This is a genomic window from Streptomyces sp. YJ-C3 (assembly GCF_053891275.1).
Genome location: NZ_CM132685.1, coordinates 8,196,662 through 8,214,392 on the forward strand (window position 1 = coordinate 8,196,662; position 17,731 = coordinate 8,214,392).

Consider the following 17,731-nt stretch of genomic DNA (forward strand, 5'->3'; position numbering starts at 1 on the left):
GCTCAGATCGGGCTCGGCACGTCCTTCGCCGGTTCCTCCGTGGCGCTGCGCACGGGCGCCCAGAGCGTCGCCGCCGAGACGAGCGCGACCGCAGCGGAGCCCAGCAGCACGGGCACGTTGCCGAACCAGGCGGCCAGTGCGCCGCCAGCGAGCGCCCCGACCGGAACCGTCGCCAGGAGCACGGCCTGGACCAGCCCCGCGACACGGCCCCGCATGTCCGCCGGGGTGACCTGTTGCTGCGTCGTCGTCATGGAGATCATCCAGACGGTGCCGGAGAGCCCGTACGTCACCTGATAAGCGAGCAGCAGCACGATGCCGGCGCCCAGCGAGGCGGACGGGATCAGGAACACCGCGGCGCCCGCCACCAGTCCGCACACCTGAGTGGCCCGCCACAGACCCGCGCGGCGCGCGAACCGGCCGGCGAGGAGCGCGCCCGCGATCGTGGCCGCACTGTAGACGGCATAGGTGGCACCCAATTGCCAAGCACTGAGGGCCAGTTCCCGAGCCGCGTAGAAGACGTAGAGGGCGGTGGCGGCGCCGCTGCCGAGGTTGAGGCCCGCGCCGGACAGCACCATGCGGCGCAGCCGTGGCTGGGCGCGGACGACGCCGAGACCTGAGCGCAGCGCTTCCAGCGGGGGACGCGCGACCTGCTTCACCCGTGCGTTCAGGGCGGCGGGCAGCGCGAGAACGAGCAGCGCCTCCAGGGCGTAGGCCGCGCTGCCCGCGAGCAGGGCCGGCGCCGGCCCCACGAGCCCGACGAGGATGCCGCCGAGGGCGGGGCCGCCGATCTGTCCGCTCGTACGTGCGGCTGTCAGCGCGGAGTTGGCGCCGAGCAGCCGGCCGGGCTCGACGACGCGCGGCAGCGCCGCCTGGAGCGCTACCGAGAGCGTGAAGGTCAGGGCGCCGGAGACGACGGCGACGACGTACAGGTACCCACGGGCCAGGTGCCCTGCCGCGTCCGCGAGCGGGATCGAGCCGACGACCAGGGCCTGCGCCGCGGTGACCGCGACGAGCAGGTTCCGCAGCCGCACCCGGTCGACCAGAACCCCGGCCAGCGGGCTCAGCACGGCGCCCGGGAGATAGGTCAGCGCGAGGAGCGCCGCCGCGCCGAACGGGCCCGCGCCCAGGCCCGTCACGGCCAGCAGCGCCAGCGCCAGGGTCGTGATCTGCCGTCCCAGGGAACTGGCGATCTGCTCGCCGCACAGCAGGGCGAACGGACGGTGCCGCCACAGCGGGGCACCGGCCGCGGCCGCGGTCACCCGTCAGATCCCCGTGCAGGGCACGGGCCAGCGGCGCAGTCGGGGCGGCAGCGCCACTGCCCATCCGTCGACGACGAGCGCGAGCCGCTCGTCCGCGAGAAGTCCGGCCGCCTCCTGGTGGACGGGGGCGAGCGCGTCGAGCGGCGTGGCCTCGTGCAGCGCGTCGAAGGCGGCCAGCAGATCGGGGTGGTCGAGCGTGAACCGGGCCGAGGCCGGGCGCTCTCTGCGGTCCATGACGGTGATGAAGTCGGGGCCGCGGCGGTGGTAGAGCATTCCGTAGGCGTGACCGGCCCGCCACTCCGTCAACTCAGCTGATTCTTCGGGGTGTTCGGCGGGCGGGGGCAGATGGCGCAGGATGCGGACGTCATACGTATAAGGTCCGGCCCCGCCGGCGGGGCGTACGGCGTCATACGTAACACGCAACCCGTGGCTCAGGCAGGTGCGCAGGAACTGGACCGCCTGCGTGGTGGCGCGGCCGTCACCGCACAGCGGCAGCGGTTCGGTCACGTGGACGTCGGCGCCGGTTCCGACGCCCGTGAGGCGGTGGGCCACGGTCGTGGGCAGAGCGGGGGCCGAGGTGCCGGTCAGGGCGGTCATCCGGCCACCGCCTGCGGTGCGGGCTGCTTGGCGGGAGCGGCGTCTTTGTCTGTGCTGGGGTCTGTGTCGGCGTCGGCGCCAGCGCCAGCGCCTGGACAGGCACCGGTATCCGCACTCGTGTCCGCAGCGGTGTCGCCATCGGTACCCGCGTCGCCGGCACCGGCATCCGCACCGGCGTCGCGGTCGATGCGGATCGGTACGGCCCGGGTCGGCAGGGACACATACGTGCGGCCGTCGCGGAAGAGCAGGCCGAGCGCGAGTGCCTCGGCGAGCCACTCCCCCACCTCCTCGGCGGACACCTCGTGCCGGTCGGCGGTGAGCTTCCGGTGGAGGGCGGGCTCGGTACGGCCGTCCTCCAGGTGGCGCAGGGCCGCGGCCTGCCAGCCGTTGAACCAGTAGGTGCGCGGGGGCCAGCCGTGGCGCCGGTCGTGCACCAGAAGGGCGTCCCCGTCCTCGCCCGTCACCTCCATGACGAGGGTCGACACGTCGTGCCCGGCCCGCCACTGCGCGACGGCCCGCAACAGACGCTGCTCGACGTCCCCGCCGATGCCCGCGTCCTCGGTGTCGAACAGGTAGACCAGATCGGCCAGTTCCTCTTCGGGCAGCTCGTAGACGTGCTGGTACATCTCTGCGGGGCGGCGCTTGCCGAAGCCGAGGGCCGGGTTCGTGAAGTGCGGGCTGAACCGCTCCAGTTGGATGCGGTGGGCGCCGCCGGGCGGCTGGAGGTGGACGAGCGCCGGCATCTGCTCGAGCACGCGCGCGTAGTCCTCGGCCGTCTCGCCCGGGAACCCGTACAGGTAGTTCCAGGTGCAGGTGATCGCGTGGTTGTCGAACTCGCGCAGCGTACGGATGTTGCGGGCGCCGGTGACGCCCTTGTCCATGAGGTCGAGGACGCGGTCGCTGAGGCTCTCGATGCCGGGCTGGAGGAGGACGGCCCCGGCGTCGCTCAGCAGGGCGATCTGCTCCCGGCTGAGGTTGGACTTCACTTCGTAGTGCATCCGCAGGTCCCAGCCGCTCTCGGCGGCGCGCGGCAGGAAGTCCTTGAAGTACGCCATGTCGATGATGTTGTCGACGGTGACGACGTCGAGGATGCGGTGGCGGCGCACGAGCCGGTCGATCTCGCTCCACAGCCGCTCGCCGGGCTTGGCCCGGAAGGCCATGGCGGTGCCGTTGAGGCCGCAGAACGTGCAGTGGTGCTTCTCGCCCCACCAGCAGCCGCGGGCCCCTTCGACGACCAGCTTCGGATAGACGTACTCGATGACCGGGGACGCCTCGATCTCCGCCTGCCACTGGTCGTAGTCGGGCGACGGTATGTCGGCGGGGGCCACGGTGCGGCGGGTTTCCGTGTTGGCGCGGGACACCTGGCTCCCGGCCTCGCCGTCCCACCAGCACAGGCCCGGTACGTCGTCGGGTGGTGTGCCCGCGTCGAGGTGGGCGAGGAGGGCCGGGAATGCGTACTCCCCTTCGCCGCGCACCACGTGGTCGACGTAGGGGTGATTGCGGTGCAGGGCGTGCCCCATGGGGCCGTCGCAGTTGCTGCCGCCGAAGACGACGGTCAACCGCGGGCGGCGGCGCTTGAGTTCCCGGGCGAGGGCGAGCGAGGGCACGTTCTGCATGAAGGTGCTGGTGAAACCGACGACGTCGGGGTCGTGGGCCAGCACCTCGTCGGCGCACCGGTCGATGTACTCGGCGGCGTGCACCCGCATGTCGGAGACCGTGGCGAGGGTGTCCCCGCACAGGTCACGGGCGCGCGCGTACGCGTCGAGCTGTGCGACGCCCCAGTCGTCGTCCTCGTACAGCACGCCGGAGAAGACCCAGTCGCCGAGCCCGTGGAAGATCGAGTCGCTGCCGATCGCCTCGTAGTCGCCGGGGCGCAGCCGGCCTCCGGAGCGTTCGAGCAGGAATTCCGCCCACCGCAGCGAGCCGTGGAACTCGCGCACCTCGTCGTCCGGGCGGACCTGCCGCAACAACTGATGCAGCAGGCCCACCTGGAGGGAGGGCAGATCGATCGGGTGCCAGGGCATGGTCACCAGCTGAACGCGCATTCCGCCCTCTTCTTGGTAGTTCAGCGGGTCGGCCGCTTCTCCATGACGGCCGGCCTGCGGTTGGTGCGCTCTTCCTCACGGATCACGGTCTTCTTGATCTCCATGCCGCCCCCTCGGACCCCCGGGCTCGAACACCCGTATGCAATAAGGCGGTTCACCCTAGAGCTGCACCATGCGTCACACAAGAGCACCCGTTGCACTCGGATTCCGGGCGAACAGGTGGACGGGACCGCGGGCCGACCGGTAGACCCGTACGACATGAGCGAGCAGGAGCCCCTCACGACCAGGCCCGACGCCACCACTCGGGAGACGTTGTCCGCGCAGGCCGTGCGGCTGCTCGCGGAGCACTGCCCGGACGCCCTGGGCGCCGTGCTCGGCGGCTCGGCCGGCCGGGGGCAGGCACGGCCGACCAGCGACCTCGACCTGGCGGTCCTGCTGCCCGGCTCGGCCTTCAGCCGCCGCGAGGTGATCCGCCACGAGGGGCGCCCGGCGGAGCTGTTCCTGCACACCCTCGACGACCTTCCCGGCGCCTTCGAGCGGGACCGCTCCCTGCGGCGGGGCACGCTCCTGTTCGTCTACGCCCAGGGCGTCCCGCTGCTCGACCCGCAGGGGCACGTGGCCCGGGCCCGGGCCAACGCCCGCGCGCTCCTCGCGGCGGGCCCGCTCCCGCTGACCCCGGCCGAGCGGGAGCGCAGCCGCTACGTGCTGACCTGCTGGCTGGACGACCTGCTCGACACCCCGCGGGCCGAGCGGTACGAGCAGCTGGCGACCGCCGATCACCTCCTGCGTGAGGCAGCTCACCTGCTCACCGCGCACCACGGCGCCTGGACGGGCATCGGCCGCTGGCTCCCCCGCCGCCTGCTCACCGCCGACCCCGAACTCGGCGAGGCCCTCCTCCGCGGCCACCGCACGGTCGCGGAGCACGCCGACCCGGCACCCCTGGCGACCGCGGCGGAGAAGGTGCTGGAGCTGGCCGGGGGGCCGCTGCGGGAGGGGTACGTGCAGCTGCACTGAGCGGCCCCGGACACGAAGAAGCCCCCTCCGGAATCCGGAGGGGGCTTTCCCAGTGTGGCGGCGCCAGGATTCGAACCTGGGAAGGCTGAGCCGGCAGATTTACAGTCGCCCGGGGATCAGTCGAACGCACCTCGTCGGAGCTGGGCAGTTGTTGTCGGACTCGCCACTTGCCGTCGTTGACGTCCACGTGTCGTCCAAGGACGTCCGCTCTCGCCACCGCGTCAAGACCGACCACGGCGCCGGCGAGCCTGCGGCCCAGGCCTTACAGGCGGATGCGGGCTAGAGGGGGCAGCGTCCGGAGAACCCTTCGGGGGCGATATAGGGCCGACAGGGCCCGGCGGCTGGCCGTCGACAGACTCCATGCCGGGCAAGAAAGCGCTGTATGCATCGGCATGAGCCTGCTTGGAGCGCTCGGGTACCGGGAGTATGCGACGGCGCTCGAGTTCAGTGTGGTCGATGAGGGGAGCCGCGACGATGCGGTCGAGCAACACCGCCTGTTGCGGTTCCAGGCAGGTGAGGTGGCTGAGCACGGCGAGAATTTCAACAAGCTCCCGGCTCCACTCAGGTTCCCAGTGCTCGGGACGGTCGCGATCGAGTTCACTGGTCACCTTGCCAGTGGCCCGGTGGCTGCGGTAGCCGAGCCAGCTGTCGAGCACGTTGCGCCCGCCGGTGCTGTAATCGCGCATGCGTGGCGTGACGCCGGTGAAAACACCGCCCTCGATGAGGAGATGTTCGTTATTCGGGTCATAGGTGATCACGGAGGGGAGCCCCTCCGGTGCAACTTCCCGGGCGTACGTGATCTCAGGATGCAGACGCCGCCATGGATTGGACGCGCCTGCTGGGCGGCCGTCACTCGGGTTGATGCAACGTGTGCCGAAGGTGGATGCCCACAGAATTTGGCGACCCAGGCTAGTGCCCTCGTGCCAGAGGCTGGCATCGGCAGTTAGAGGGACGCGGACGCCGAGTGAGTTGAGGTCGTCTGCATAGCGTTCGGTGAACGAGGGGTGGGCAGTGACGGCGGCGATGTAAGCCAACAGATCCTCAGGGGGTACCTCTTTGGAGCCGTAGGAGTTGGCCAGGTGACGTAACAGCCCCGGAGCGACGTTGGGAGTGCGGTCGGCGTGCCAGAGCGGCAGGACACGGCCGCCGTTCCCCTTGAAGTAGTCGTTGTCAGGAATAAGCGCAGTGAAGAGAAGCGCCGGGCCGGTCTTCAGGCGCTGCGTGTGCTGTTCGACAGCGAAGATCTGATCGTCTACGTCGGCTTGCCACAGCTCTGGCCGAGAACGATCGATGAGGCGCCCGTCTGGTATAAGCCACTGACGATCTAAGGCTCTTCGAGCCATACGTACTGGGGCCGGACAGGGATTCTGCTCGTCACGGAGCAGTATCGGCGGGTGAGGGTGACCTGGGATCTGGAGGGCCTCCTTGTCCAGGGCGCGATCGCCGGTCTCCTTGAAGAGTGCCTGTTTCGTGGCGGGATCACGTTCTTGGATGAGGCGGTTCCAGCGCTGTTGCAGGAGATTTTTCGAGGGGCTGATAACCCAGTTCCGGTTGGGCTTGATACCGGGTTTATGCCAGGGCATGAGATCGGTGAGAGCGGGGAAGGCGTCCCAACCACTCTTTGAGGCAGGTGTGAAGGGGGCGGGTTCTACGGGTCTTGACGTGCGCCAGCCGGGGCCGTTGATGTGCAGGTTGCGTAGCTGCTCTTCTTTACTCTGACGGTTTCCCTGGACGGCGGCATAGTGGATGGGAGCAAGGTCGTCTTGCCGCTCGCCTTGTCGGCGAACGAAGATTGCGATGGCCAACTCCTGCTGGACCCCGGGGAAGAAGCGGCTGTTGACAGGCGGTCTTTTGGTCTCCGGCGTGAGGTCGATGACCCAACCCTCGGTACAGGTACGACGCAGGTACGAGCGCATACCCCGGAAGCCTGCGCCGCGGATGAATCCGCCAGTACTGACGAAGCAGACGATGCCGTGACGGTGGTCATCGTGCTGCTCGAAGACCTTGTGCGTGGCCCAGCGCCAGAAGAAAGTGCATAGGCTCTTCAGCTTGTTCTCGTACACGCCTGCCGCTCCGCGTAATCGGAAGTCGTCCAGGGGTGGAGCACCGCGGCCCGGCGAACCCTTCTCAATCCACCCACCTTGCCCCTCTGCCTGTTCGCGGTGGGGAGGGTTGCCGATGACGACAGTGATGCGTTCGTTGCGTTGGATGGTGCTGGCGGCTTCAGCGTCGTCACGTAGTGGTCCCCACAAGGCGCCGTACCGGTCGAAGAGTTCGCTGGGTCGCCATGGATCGGCAAGGGTGTCGGCCAGATGCAGTCGCATGTCACGTAGACGGACCCGAGTATTACGTTGACGCAGCATCTGCCCAACCCGCATCTGAGCAACCGCAAAGGCTCCCATCTGCTTCTCGAACCCGATCAGTCGGCCGGCAAGCTCTTGGACCGATTCGGCCCGGAAGCCTTCATTTCCGCCCTCAGTCCGCTTCCGAGCAACCAGGTCGATGATGCCCGTGAGGAAGGTGCCGGTGCCCATCGCCGGGTCGATTACGGACACAGTGGGATCCGCAAAACCGTCTGGGCAATCCAGTGTGGTCTCCAGCACCTCGTCGACAAGGCGAATCATCTCTGTCATGAGAGGGGCTGGTGTGTAGTAGGTACCGGAGTCCTTGCGCAGTTCAGCGTCGTACTCCTGCAGGAAGTGCTCGTAAAGATGGATGTGAAAGCCAGGGTCGACAGCTTGAGCACTCTTCCAGTCGATGGCGTCGATGACACGGACCAGCATGTCGAGACTGTCTCGGAAATCTCCCTCGACTTGGTCGGTCAGGATTTGGAGGGCACGACCCATCACAGAGTGTTCCGCCCCCAGACGCCGGCCTATCTCGTGAAGGCTCAGACCGATCAATGACCCGGTGTTGCCATCGGAGCTGTCAGAACTGGCGAGCAGAAGGGCGAAGGTTACCGACTGGGCATAGCGGTCGGCGAAAGCCGCACGCTTGTCGCGATCGTCGGTGGTGGGAAAGAGATCGACCTCAAGTGTGGAGGCCAGGTCGGTGAAGGGGCGTTGGTGACGTGGGAGGCCAGCTTCGGCATCGAGACGGTCATGAACAGCATCTCGCAGAAGAATGCATAGAGGCGCCACCCGTACGACCACTTCGCGCATCGAAGTGAGCGGTTGCGGCTGCCAACTGAAGAAGGCTGTCAACATCGCTTCGAAGGCGTCCTCGCTGGCAGCCGGTAGCCGCAACCGCGCGCCAGCGGTACGTAAGTCGCCTTCAAGATGGATGGTGTCGCCGCGTTGCGTGCCCGAGCGATACATGATCCACGTCTGACCGTTGGTGTAGATCAAGTTTGGGAGCTTCGCCATGCCCTCCCACTGGCGACGGTCACGCTGATTCAGCCCACCTGGATGAATCACACTCTTGTCCGGGCTCTTAAGCTCGACGTAGCCAACGATGTTGCGCGGCAACTTTCCGATACGCACTGCCAAGTCGGGACGTATGCGGTGCGCAGCGATCGCGACCTCGGCGTGCAGGACGGCCTGCACCCCAAGTACGTTCGCCGCATCGACGAGAAGCGTCTCCACGGCGCGACGGATCGCAGCTTCCTTTTGTCCGTGCATCAACGCCTGCTTGCACGTCGCACCAAACTCGCTGATGATCCGCCGAAACCCGTCCCTGCGCTGCATCCCGCCCCCCAGAGGCCAGCACACTCCTGGTATCCCTTGGCCCACGGTAAGCGCAGACTCACCAGCCGTCGAGAGGGCCTCAACGCTGAGTGAGTAGCCCACCGCCTGCAGCCGCAGTGTCGTTCCACTCATCCCGCCGGAAGGATCTCTGGGCAGGTGGGGCCCCTGAGAGCACTCGCCCATGAGTCCGCCTCTGATGAAGGGGTGCGGTGTCATCACGCGTGGACCTCAGCGAGGCTAGCTTTGGGATCACTTTGACCTGCTCGGCGCGGCCACTCCTTGGTCAGAGAATTTGTGACGACTGAGGGGGATTTAACCAACAGCATGTCAGCTCAGATTAGGAATCTTATCGTCCCTATAGAACTGAGCTGAGATGCGAAGAGCGATCGCACGGTCGAGAAGCATTTGCACACTCTGATTCATATTGATCATGCGAAATCTTTGCGCGAACCCCACTGGGCCAAACCTCTCCGCCAACTTCCCGATTGTCTCATCGGCAAAACTAGAGCTCACCATCGCAACGCCATCAAAGTCCAAAATTAGATACGGAGCACCGTCATTGATATAGCTCATCAGATAGTTCCGGAGCCGCTCCGCCGCAGCTCTAGTGCCAGTACCTTGAGCGTGGTCAATAAGGTGGACAGTGTGCTCGCCGTAGTTATTCTCGATTGCCTCTAGGCGCAAATCCTGAGTGGGCACGCCGAGCACCCTACCCAGGTCGACCGGAGTCCCAACGTTCAACTCAAAATCCACGACCGTACAGTGACTCTCAGAATCAATCACCAACCCTCTTGTACCCCCACCCTCATTTCCGCTTGGCGAGAATCTCAAATACCCCCGCCCGGATCTGAGCTCCAGCTTCCCTTCGTTAGATTCGACTACACCCTTCAGCCCGTAAAGACCGTTGCCGCGCTTGTCTCCGGTGCTGCTCACACCTTGCCGTACCGCAAGCGTAAGAGCATCGAAGGCCGTAGGCGGGCGGTACTTTCCACCTTGATAGAAGGACCGATGTACACCAATACCGGAATCGGCTACACAGAATAGTAGCCTGTTACTACTCTTAAGGATTTGCGCCATAAAGAAGCCGACTTCCTTGCTTGAGTGCTGGAACACATTATCCAACACCTCAAACAGGCACCAATTCAGAGCAGCGAAGACGCCAGTGCTAAATTCGATTCGCTCGGCAAGCTCCTCCATTACTGAATTTGTCAGATCGAATACGGAGTGTTCAGTGTAGGCCCAAACAGTATTCAGTCGTGAACCCGGCTCATTCAAATTTTCTTTGCTTGCGATGAACGGATTTCTAATCCGCACACGTTCAACAAAAGACCCCGCTGGAATATTCGTGAATCTTACGTCCATGCCCTCCGATCTGTAATACTCGATGATCGCCGCGATAGGGGCTGCTCCCGCAGGATAGATCGTTCCGGTATCACTGGCGTCGATACGAAACGTCTTGGCGCCGGAGTCATGAGCTCTCTTGATGGAAGTCAAGAATTCGCTTACATCGTGCCGACCAGCGAGCTTGTGCAGCGCGTAACTTACGGATGATTCCTCCACCATGTTTCTCCTAAGGTCTAGGCAGCGTCATAATCTTAGAGGCTCGTCCCAAAGTAGCTACCTAAAATCACTGGGTTCCTCGGCCTCCACCGGTTTGCACGTAGCAACCCGCCTGGCCCGGCCGTCCGAGGCACAGACGGGCGCCTTCGGGCAGAAGCGGAGTGAGGAAACCCTGCCGCTTGGCGCAACCGTCCCGGCTGGCCTCTCGAGGCACGGAACCCGGACGGACTGTCCGGGTTGCTTCGCCGTCAGGCAGGCACCCTTAACGCGCTGGTGTCGCACCACGAGGAGCGTCTACCCGCCCCGAGAGCGGCTCTGTACCGTGAAACGGGCCCCTTCAATGCATCTGGAGGCAGCACGCAATGCGCGGTCTGGGAGATCACCTCAGCATCGGCGAACGGATCGCCTTCTACCGGAAGCGGCGTGGCTACACCCAAGAGGTTCTGGCCGGCCTGGTCGGTCGCAGCACTGACTGGCTGGCCAAGATTGAGACCGGGCGCCGGAAGCCCCCTCGTATCGACATGCTCACCGAGCTCGCTCGCATCCTCCGTGTCTCCCTCGGCGACCTGCTGGGCCAAGCGATCCTCGTTGAGGACGACAAGCAGCAGGACGACGTACCGGCCGTGCGCGACGCGCTCATGAGCCCGCGGCGGCTCTCTCGGTTGCTCTTTGGGTCCGAGGCAGAGACTCAACTCCCCACGCCGGCACCTGTAGCCACCCGTGTCGAGCACGCCTGGAACGACTACCAGGGAGGTCGACTCGGCAGCGTCATCGCCGCGTTGCCCGGCCTCCTGCAGAGCGCCCAGGAGCTCGAAGACCGAGCATCCCGTCGTGAGGAAGACCGCCACGACTGCTGGGCCGTCTCCGCCCGCACTCATCACCTCGCGGCAACGACGCTCGCGAAGATCGGCGAGTCAGACATGTCCTGGCTGGCAGCCGAGCGCGCGATGCGGGCCGCTGATGAGTCGGACGATCCGCTCGTGCTCGCGTCCGCAGCCCGGTCCGGCACGCACGCCCTGTTGGCCAACGGCCGCTACGACGATGCGCTGGAGCTGGGGAACACCACTGCCCGCTGGCTGTCCTCCCGCGTGGACGACAGCGACCCCGAAGCGCTCAGCCTGCTCGGCATGATTCACCTTCGCGCGGCAGTTGCCGCCGCACGCCACCAGGACCGCGGAACGGCAGCCGGGCTTCTGTCCCGCGCGGAGCAGCTGGCGGAGGACCTCGGGTCTGACGAGAACTACTGGCAGACCGGCTTCGGCCCCACGAACGTGCTGCTTCACCGGCTCTCGATCGAGCTGGACCTGGACAACGTGACGTACGTGGTGGAGCACGGCCGCATCAACGTCGACCACATGCCGCAGGAGCGAAGCGTCTCCCACCGGATCGACTACGCCCGTGCCCTCTCGCTGGCCGGACAGGGAGACGACGCTTTCGGCGAGCTCCGTACGGCTGAGCGCACCTCGCCCCAGCTCGTGCGCAACAATCCGAGGGTTCGCGAGACGCTGCGTGACCTGATCAAACAGGCTCCCGTCACAGGCGGCTCGCGCTCATCCGAAGTGTTCGTGATGGCTCAACGATGCAGGGCGGTGCAGTGAGTTCAGGGGATCGTGGCGTACTTGGAGTCGTCGGCTCCGGAGCTGGAGGCGTAGAGGAGCTCCGGACGGGGCTGGTCGAGCCAGCGATCCAGATGGGGTGGAGAGTTGCCGTGACTCTCACGCCGACGGCCGGCCGCTGGCTCCGCGAGAGCGGTGAGGCTCAGCGACTGGAGGAGCTCACTGGATTTCCCGTGCGTGACGCACCGCGCTCCCCTGGGGAAGCGCGGCCGCACCCTCCCGTCGACTGCTACGTCGCCGCGCCGGCGTCCGCCAACTTCGTCGCGAAGCTCGCTCTCGGCCTTATGGACAACCAGGCCCTGACTCAGCTCGGCGAAGCGCTCGGTACCGAGGACATCCCCGTCGTCGCGTTTCCTCGGGTGAATGCCGCGCACGCCCGTCACCCCGCGTGGAAGGGGCACATCGACGCCCTGCGCTCTGCCGGCGTCTCGCTCGTCTACGGCCCTGACGTGTGGCCGCTCTACGAACCGCGCGAAGGTCCGTTGGGGCGGGCTCTGCCGTGGCCAGCGATCCTGAATGCCATTGATGAGGCGGCTACATGACGGGCAGTCAACGCCGCTGACCAGCACCAGAAGAGGACCCGGACACTGTGTCCGGGTCCTCTGATCGTTACGGCGACATGCTCTGTGTCATGTCAGGGATCAACGCTTCGAACGCCGGGGCGGGCGGCATGACGCCCGCAGAACTCGCCTTAATCCGGGTGAGTTTGAGGGAGGCCCGCGCCACCGCCGATCACCTCATGCGGCGTGCGGACACTCTCATCGCGCGGTCGGAGAGTCCGAACCCACGATGTGCTCAAGGCGGTCAAGGCGCTCCCCCAGCAAGCGGAGCGCGTCATGAATGGCATTGAGCTCATCGGCGAGCGCGGCATAGGCCGGGCTGCTGCCTGGTTCGGTGCCGAGGGGCACCGAGGGGTCGCGGACGAATGTGCCCCTGCCCTGTTGGGTGAGCACCAGGCCCTCGTCCCGGAGTTGGCCGTACGCGCTCTGAACGGTCATGAGCTGAACGCCCAGCTCCTTCGCCAGCTGGCGAGCCGCCGGCAGCCGCGCCCCGGCTTCGCGCTCGCCGTCGCCGATCTCCCTGCGGAACCTGGCTGCGATGTCCTTGGCCGTCGGCTTCGGTGCGGTAGAGCTCGAATCCATGTCTCCGAGATTAGCCGGACCTAGGTCAATCCCGACTTCTTCCGGCGATCCGCTTGACCTTCAGATTGACTTAGGTCAATCTGAAGTCGCTTCCGCCTCCTCCACTCGGAGAGCGGAACACAGAGAACGAACCTGCTTGACCTGCACAAATGCGCCGACGGGTCCCGTGAAGACGGGATCCCGCGAGGGTTACCGAGCCCGTCGGGAGCGTCTGTTCCATGACAACTGAATGGGGATCACGCCGCCTCTCCTCGGCCAAGTAGGCGGCCACGTGGGACTTCGTCTCACGTGAGGTACAGCGCAACCCCTGCGGCGCTCAGGCGCCGCGGCCCCGGTAGCAGCCGTGAGGCGACGGATCGAATCCGTCCCGGGGTGCTGGGCGACTGCCTCTCACCACATCAACGCCGCAGCCGCCCTCCCGCACGTCTCCGCACCGGGGCGATCGCCTCTCACCAAGTCACCGCGATCTGCCCCGGCGTCCGTCCGTCCCTCCGTCATCAGGAGTTCTGTCATGCGTACGTACATCGGCGGTCATCAGGCCGTCAGCAGCAACGACTTCGTCGAGCTCGCCCTGGGAACGCCGGTCGAACTGTGGCTCGGCGTGGACGGCGAGAGCGAGATGGAACGCGCGGCTCGCCTGGACGCGGCCCGCGACATCCTCGCCGACAACCCCGGTATGGCCGACGACGCGATCAGGGTGGCCGCCACGGCCATCGAGGAGTACGCCCCGGAACTCTTCAACGTCGTGCCCCTTCCGCAGCCGGTTCCGCGCTCCCGCCGAGCCGAGAAGGGGGCGGCAGCATGATCGAGCTGCTGACAGCCGCAGCGGCCGGAGTACCTCTCGCGGCCGGCTGGTCGTGGCACGCGCTGCGCCTTCGCCGCCGCATCACGGACGCTCGGCGCGACCCGCTGACAGGGCTCGCCACCCGCGCCGAGTTCGTGGAGCGAGCCGCAACGAGCCTTCTGCGCGGTCCGCGAGCGGTCGTGGTGCTGGACCTGGACGGGTTCAAGCAGATCAACGACACCCTCGGCCACGCGGCCGGGGACGAAGTGATCCGTACCGTCGGTGCGCGCCTGACGGCGTGGGCCGACCAGCACGGCGGGATCGTGGCCCGCCTCGGTGGCGACGAGTTCGCCGCCGTACTGCCCGTGTTCAGCTACGCGGATCTCGACTGGACCATGGACGGCTTGGGCGACCATTTCACCGACCCCGCCGCCGTCGACGGCTGTGAGGTACCGGTGGGCTACTCCGCCGGCGTCGTGTGGTCCCACCCGCGTCAGGGCTCTGCTTCCGGTCTGGCCGGGTGGCTGCGCCGCGCGGACGAGGCCATGTACCTGGCCAAGCGGTCCGGTGGCGGCTGGCACCTGGCCGTCGGCCCGGATGCGGCCCTGCCCACCGTCAACGGGCGCCGCGAGGGTCGGTCCGGTTCGTCGGGGGTGGCCGCATGAAGGTCGCCGCCATGACGTCCAAGCAACTCGCGGGTGCTGAGCGCACGTTGAGTCTGGGCACCTGGACCATCACGTTCGGCGCGATCCTGTTCAGCGTTCTCACCGTGACACCGCTCGTGCAGCGAACCACGCCGGACGGGTGGGACTGGACGGCGCCGATCCTGCCGCTCGTGGTCGACTCCGCCGTTGTCATCGTGATCCGCCTGGATGCCACGGTGGCGCGCCTCGGAGGCGACGCCGGTCGGTGGCCGGCCGTCCTGCGGTGGCTCACCGGGTTGATGACCGTGGCGCTCAACATCGGGGACTCCGCCCTCAAGGGCGATGTGGTCGGCGTGGGTGTTCACGTCGTCGCCCCGGCCCTGTTGATCGCGACCGGTGAAGCGGGGCTCGCGTATCGCCGCGCGATCTCCCGTCGCCTGGACGAGGTCGCTCGTGAACAGGCCGCGCTGGTCGAGCGTGAACGCGCCCAGCGGGAAGCCCGTGAACAGGCTGCCCGCGAGGAGCGTGAACGCGAGCGCGAAACCCGTGAACGCCGTGAGCGAGAAGCCCGCGAGCACGCCGAGCGAGTGGAAGGTCAGCGGGCCGAGCGGGAAGCTGCCGAACGGCGTGAGCAGCGCGAACACGAGGCCCGGCTGCAACGCGAGGAGTCCGAGCGGCAGGAGCGGGCGCGGCGCGAACAGCGCCAGCACGAGCAGGAGCGCGAGGCACGCGAGCAGGCCGAGCGAGAGCGCCGTGAACAGCAGGAGCGAGCAGCGCTTGAACAGCGTGAACGCCAGGCTCGTGAACGCGCTGAGGCTGCCGCCCGTGAACGCGCCGCCCGCCCCAAGCCGAACCCCGCACCACGGACGGTGAACACCCCCGCCGTCGACAAGATGAACGAGCAGGACGCACTCGCCACCGTCCGCTCCGGACACGCCGCGGGCCACTCCGTACGCACCATCGCCGACCGCACCGGCTGGTCGATCGGCTGGGTCAGCGCCCGCCTCAACGAGCTGCGCGACGACGGTCAGGCGTCGAACGCCGCCTGACCCCTGAACCACCAAACCCATCTCGCGGGGTCCGCCTGCACACCTCCTACAGCGACAGACGGACCCCGCTTCACCTCCCCGAGGGAAGGACCCCCAGTGAAGCACCCCGACGACGATGATCTGTTCGCACGACTCGAAGCCGAGATGACCACCAAGAGCGCCGCCGACGAGACCGACGGCGGGAACGTGGTCGACCTCGAAAAGGCCCGCACCGCCCGCGAAGCCACTCCCCACAATGCGACCGACCCCGAGTCGACCGAGCCGGGCTCTCCGGTGATGGTCGACCAGCCCACCCGTGCGACGGGCCCCGGCTACCTGGGGCGCCTGGTGAACGCCAAGCGGCGCGAGGTCGTCCCCGTATGGCTGCGCTCCCTGGCCGAGCTGAAGACCGCGACGACCTGGGTGGCCCGGCACTACACGCACGCGGCCGGGTATCACGCACTCCGCTCCCCCATCTACGCCCTGCGCCTGGCCTTCCAGGCCCCCACCGGAGCAGCCAAGTTCGTCGGCTCCACGATGCGGTGGGTCACCGACCGCGAGGGTGAGCCCGTCCGCCTGGCCGCTGTCCGGCGCGAGGACGCGGCCGAGTATCTGAAGCTGTCCAGGCAGCGCGACGGACGCGTGCGGCTGCGGACCCTGGTCACGGTCCTCGGCCTGTTCGTCGGTCTCGGCACCGCGCTCGCGATGTACGTACTGGCGCCGGACTGGCTGCTGACCGTCTCGGTATCGGCCCTGGTCATGGCGCTCGGCTTCAACGGCCGGCGCGCCGACGCGCCGCTGATTCACCGAGCGGTCGAGATGCCCAAGGCGACCAAGCTGACCAGCGACATAGTGCTCCGGGCCCTCGGCGCGCTGGGCATCCCCGCCATCAACTCCGCGCAGACGAAGGGCGGCGACGGGTTCACCTTCACCGCTCCCATCACCCGCGACGGCCCCGGCTGGCGCGCGGAAGGCGACCTGCCGTACGGCGTCACGGTCACCGATGTCATCGAGCGGCGCGAGAAGCTCGCTTCCGGTCTGCGCCGCCCGCTGGGCTGCGTCTGGCCCGAGGCGGTCGCTGACGAGCACACCGGCCGCCTGGTGCTCTGGGTCGGCGACCAGGACATGTCCAAGGCCAAGCAGCCCGCCTGGCCGCTCGCCAAGTCCGGCACGGTCGACCTGTTCAAGCCTGCGGCCTACGGCACTGACCAGCGAGGACGCTGGACCGAACTGACGCTCATGTACATCGCGGGGATCATCGGCGCGATCCCTCGCATGGGCAAGACGTTCCTCCTGCGGTTGCTGCTGCTCATCGCCGCCCTCGACCCGCGCGCGGAGCTGCACACCTACGACATGAAGGGCACCGGCGACCTCGATCCGGTGGGTAAGGCCGTCTCCTACCGCCATGGAGCGGGCGACGACGACGAGGTCATCACCTACCTGCTCAACGACGCTCGCGCACTGCGCGAGGAGCTTCGCCGCCGCACCAAGGTGATCCGCGAGCTCCCCCGGGACCTGTGCCCGGAGTCCAAGGTGACCAGCGAACTCGCCTCCAAGCGGTCACTCGGACTGCACCCGATCATCGTCGGCGTGGACGAGTGCCAGGTCCTCTTCGAGCACCCCGAGCACGGCAAGGAGTTCGAGGAGATCTTCACCGACCTGGTCAAGCGCGGCCCGGCAACCGGAATCGTGGTCCTGCTGGCCACGCAGCGCCCGGACGCCAAGTCACTGCCCACCGGCATCTCGGCGAACGCGTCGCTGCGGCTGTGCCTGAAGGTCATGGGCCAGCTGGAGAACGACATGGTGCTCGGCACCTCCGCCTACAAGCGCGGGGTGCGGGCGACCATGTTCGCCTGGGCCGACAAGGGCATTCACTACCTGGTCGGAGAGGGCTCGGACGCCCGCATCGTGCGGTCCATCTATGTCGACGGCCGCGACGCCGAGCGGATCGCTGCCCGGGCCCGCGCCGCCCGCGAGAAGGCCGGCCTGCTCTCCGGCTACGCGCTCGGCGAGGAGCCGGAGACGACCGAGGCCGCGTACGACCTGCTCGCCGACGTCCTCGCCGTGGTCCCGGCCAAGGAGGCCAAGGTGTGGTCCGAGACGGTCGTGGCCCGGCTCGCCGAACTGCGACCGGAGGTCTACGACGGCTGGAGCCCGGAGACGTTCTCCTCCGCCCTCAAGCCGCGCGGCATCTCCACCATCCAGGTCGGCCGACGCGTGGACGGCAAGGTCGTCAACCGGCGCGGTATCGACCGCTCCCACATCACCGCTGCAATTGCGGAGCGTGACGGAAAGCGGGACGCGTCCTGACCGTCCGGGGCCGCTAGCGCTAGCACCACGGCCCGCTAGCGTTAGC

General features: G+C 67.4%; 13 protein-coding genes. 7 read left to right on the forward strand and 6 right to left on the reverse strand.

Annotated elements, in window-relative coordinates:
* Positions 1-2: 2 nt before the first annotated feature.
* The 3 genes from ACVHNB_RS37080 to ACVHNB_RS37090 are packed head-to-tail and all read right to left on the reverse strand — an operon-like array spanning position 3 to position 3,901.
* Positions 3-1,259, reverse strand: a complete 1,257-nt coding sequence (locus ACVHNB_RS37080) for an MFS transporter (protein ID WP_456226841.1) — start codon at positions 1,257-1,259, stop codon at positions 3-5.
* A gap of 3 nt (positions 1,260-1,262) precedes the next feature.
* Positions 1,263-1,856 carry a DUF5825 family protein gene (locus ACVHNB_RS37085; RefSeq protein ID WP_428954198.1) on the reverse strand — a complete coding sequence of 198 codons (594 nt, stop codon included), beginning with the start codon at positions 1,854-1,856 and terminating at the stop codon, positions 1,263-1,265.
* Positions 1,853-3,901, reverse strand: coding sequence for a RiPP maturation radical SAM C-methyltransferase (locus tag ACVHNB_RS37090; RefSeq protein ID WP_428954197.1), 2,049 nt, complete (start codon positions 3,899-3,901; stop codon positions 1,853-1,855). The genes ACVHNB_RS37085 and ACVHNB_RS37090 overlap by 4 nt, the downstream gene beginning before the upstream one ends.
* Positions 3,902-4,159: 258 nt before the next feature.
* Between ACVHNB_RS37090 and ACVHNB_RS37095 the strand changes: the two genes are divergently transcribed.
* Complete coding sequence (locus ACVHNB_RS37095) at positions 4,160-4,915, forward strand: nucleotidyltransferase domain-containing protein (RefSeq protein ID WP_456226842.1); 756 nt, start codon at positions 4,160-4,162, stop codon at positions 4,913-4,915.
* 221 nt (positions 4,916-5,136) lie between these two features.
* Here ACVHNB_RS37095 and ACVHNB_RS37100 read toward each other — a convergent pair whose 3' ends face one another.
* The gene (locus tag ACVHNB_RS37100; protein WP_456226843.1) at positions 5,137-8,601 is read right to left on the reverse strand and encodes a type ISP restriction/modification enzyme; all 3,465 of its coding nucleotides are present in this window, start codon (positions 8,599-8,601) and stop codon (positions 5,137-5,139) included.
* Between the two features lie 327 nt (positions 8,602-8,928).
* Complete coding sequence (locus ACVHNB_RS37105; protein WP_456226844.1) at positions 8,929-10,164, reverse strand: STAS-like domain-containing protein; 1,236 nt, start codon at positions 10,162-10,164, stop codon at positions 8,929-8,931.
* A 359-nt stretch (positions 10,165-10,523) separates the two neighbouring features.
* On the opposite strand from ACVHNB_RS37105, the gene ACVHNB_RS37110 reads away from it, so the two are divergent.
* Positions 10,524-11,759, forward strand: coding sequence for a helix-turn-helix domain-containing protein (locus tag ACVHNB_RS37110; RefSeq protein WP_456226845.1), 1,236 nt, complete (start codon positions 10,524-10,526; stop codon positions 11,757-11,759).
* Positions 11,741-12,319, forward strand: a complete 579-nt coding sequence (locus tag ACVHNB_RS37115) for a flavoprotein (protein ID WP_456226846.1) — start codon at positions 11,741-11,743, stop codon at positions 12,317-12,319. The genes ACVHNB_RS37110 and ACVHNB_RS37115 overlap by 19 nt, the downstream gene beginning before the upstream one ends.
* A gap of 216 nt (positions 12,320-12,535) precedes the next feature.
* Here ACVHNB_RS37115 and ACVHNB_RS37120 read toward each other — a convergent pair whose 3' ends face one another.
* Complete coding sequence (locus tag ACVHNB_RS37120; protein ID WP_456226847.1) at positions 12,536-12,919, reverse strand: GntR family transcriptional regulator; 384 nt, start codon at positions 12,917-12,919, stop codon at positions 12,536-12,538.
* Between the two features lie 511 nt (positions 12,920-13,430).
* Between ACVHNB_RS37120 and ACVHNB_RS37125 the strand changes: the two genes are divergently transcribed.
* The 4 genes from ACVHNB_RS37125 (at position 13,431) to ACVHNB_RS37140 (ending at position 17,685) form a co-directional block, all read left to right on the forward strand.
* Positions 13,431-13,724, forward strand: coding sequence for a hypothetical protein (locus ACVHNB_RS37125; protein ID WP_456226848.1), 294 nt, complete (start codon positions 13,431-13,433; stop codon positions 13,722-13,724).
* Positions 13,721-14,368: a GGDEF domain-containing protein gene (locus ACVHNB_RS37130; RefSeq protein WP_456226849.1), complete on the forward strand. Its 648-nt coding sequence runs from the start codon at positions 13,721-13,723 to the stop codon at positions 14,366-14,368. Before ACVHNB_RS37125 ends, ACVHNB_RS37130 begins: the two co-directional genes overlap by 4 nt.
* A complete protein-coding gene (locus ACVHNB_RS37135; protein ID WP_456226850.1) occupies positions 14,365-15,396 on the forward strand; it encodes a DUF2637 domain-containing protein in 1,032 nt (343 codons plus the stop codon). The genes ACVHNB_RS37130 and ACVHNB_RS37135 overlap by 4 nt, the downstream gene beginning before the upstream one ends.
* A 96-nt stretch (positions 15,397-15,492) precedes the next feature.
* Positions 15,493-17,685: a cell division protein FtsK gene (locus tag ACVHNB_RS37140; protein ID WP_456226851.1), complete on the forward strand. Its 2,193-nt coding sequence runs from the start codon at positions 15,493-15,495 to the stop codon at positions 17,683-17,685.
* The last annotated feature ends 46 nt before the right edge of the window (positions 17,686-17,731 follow it).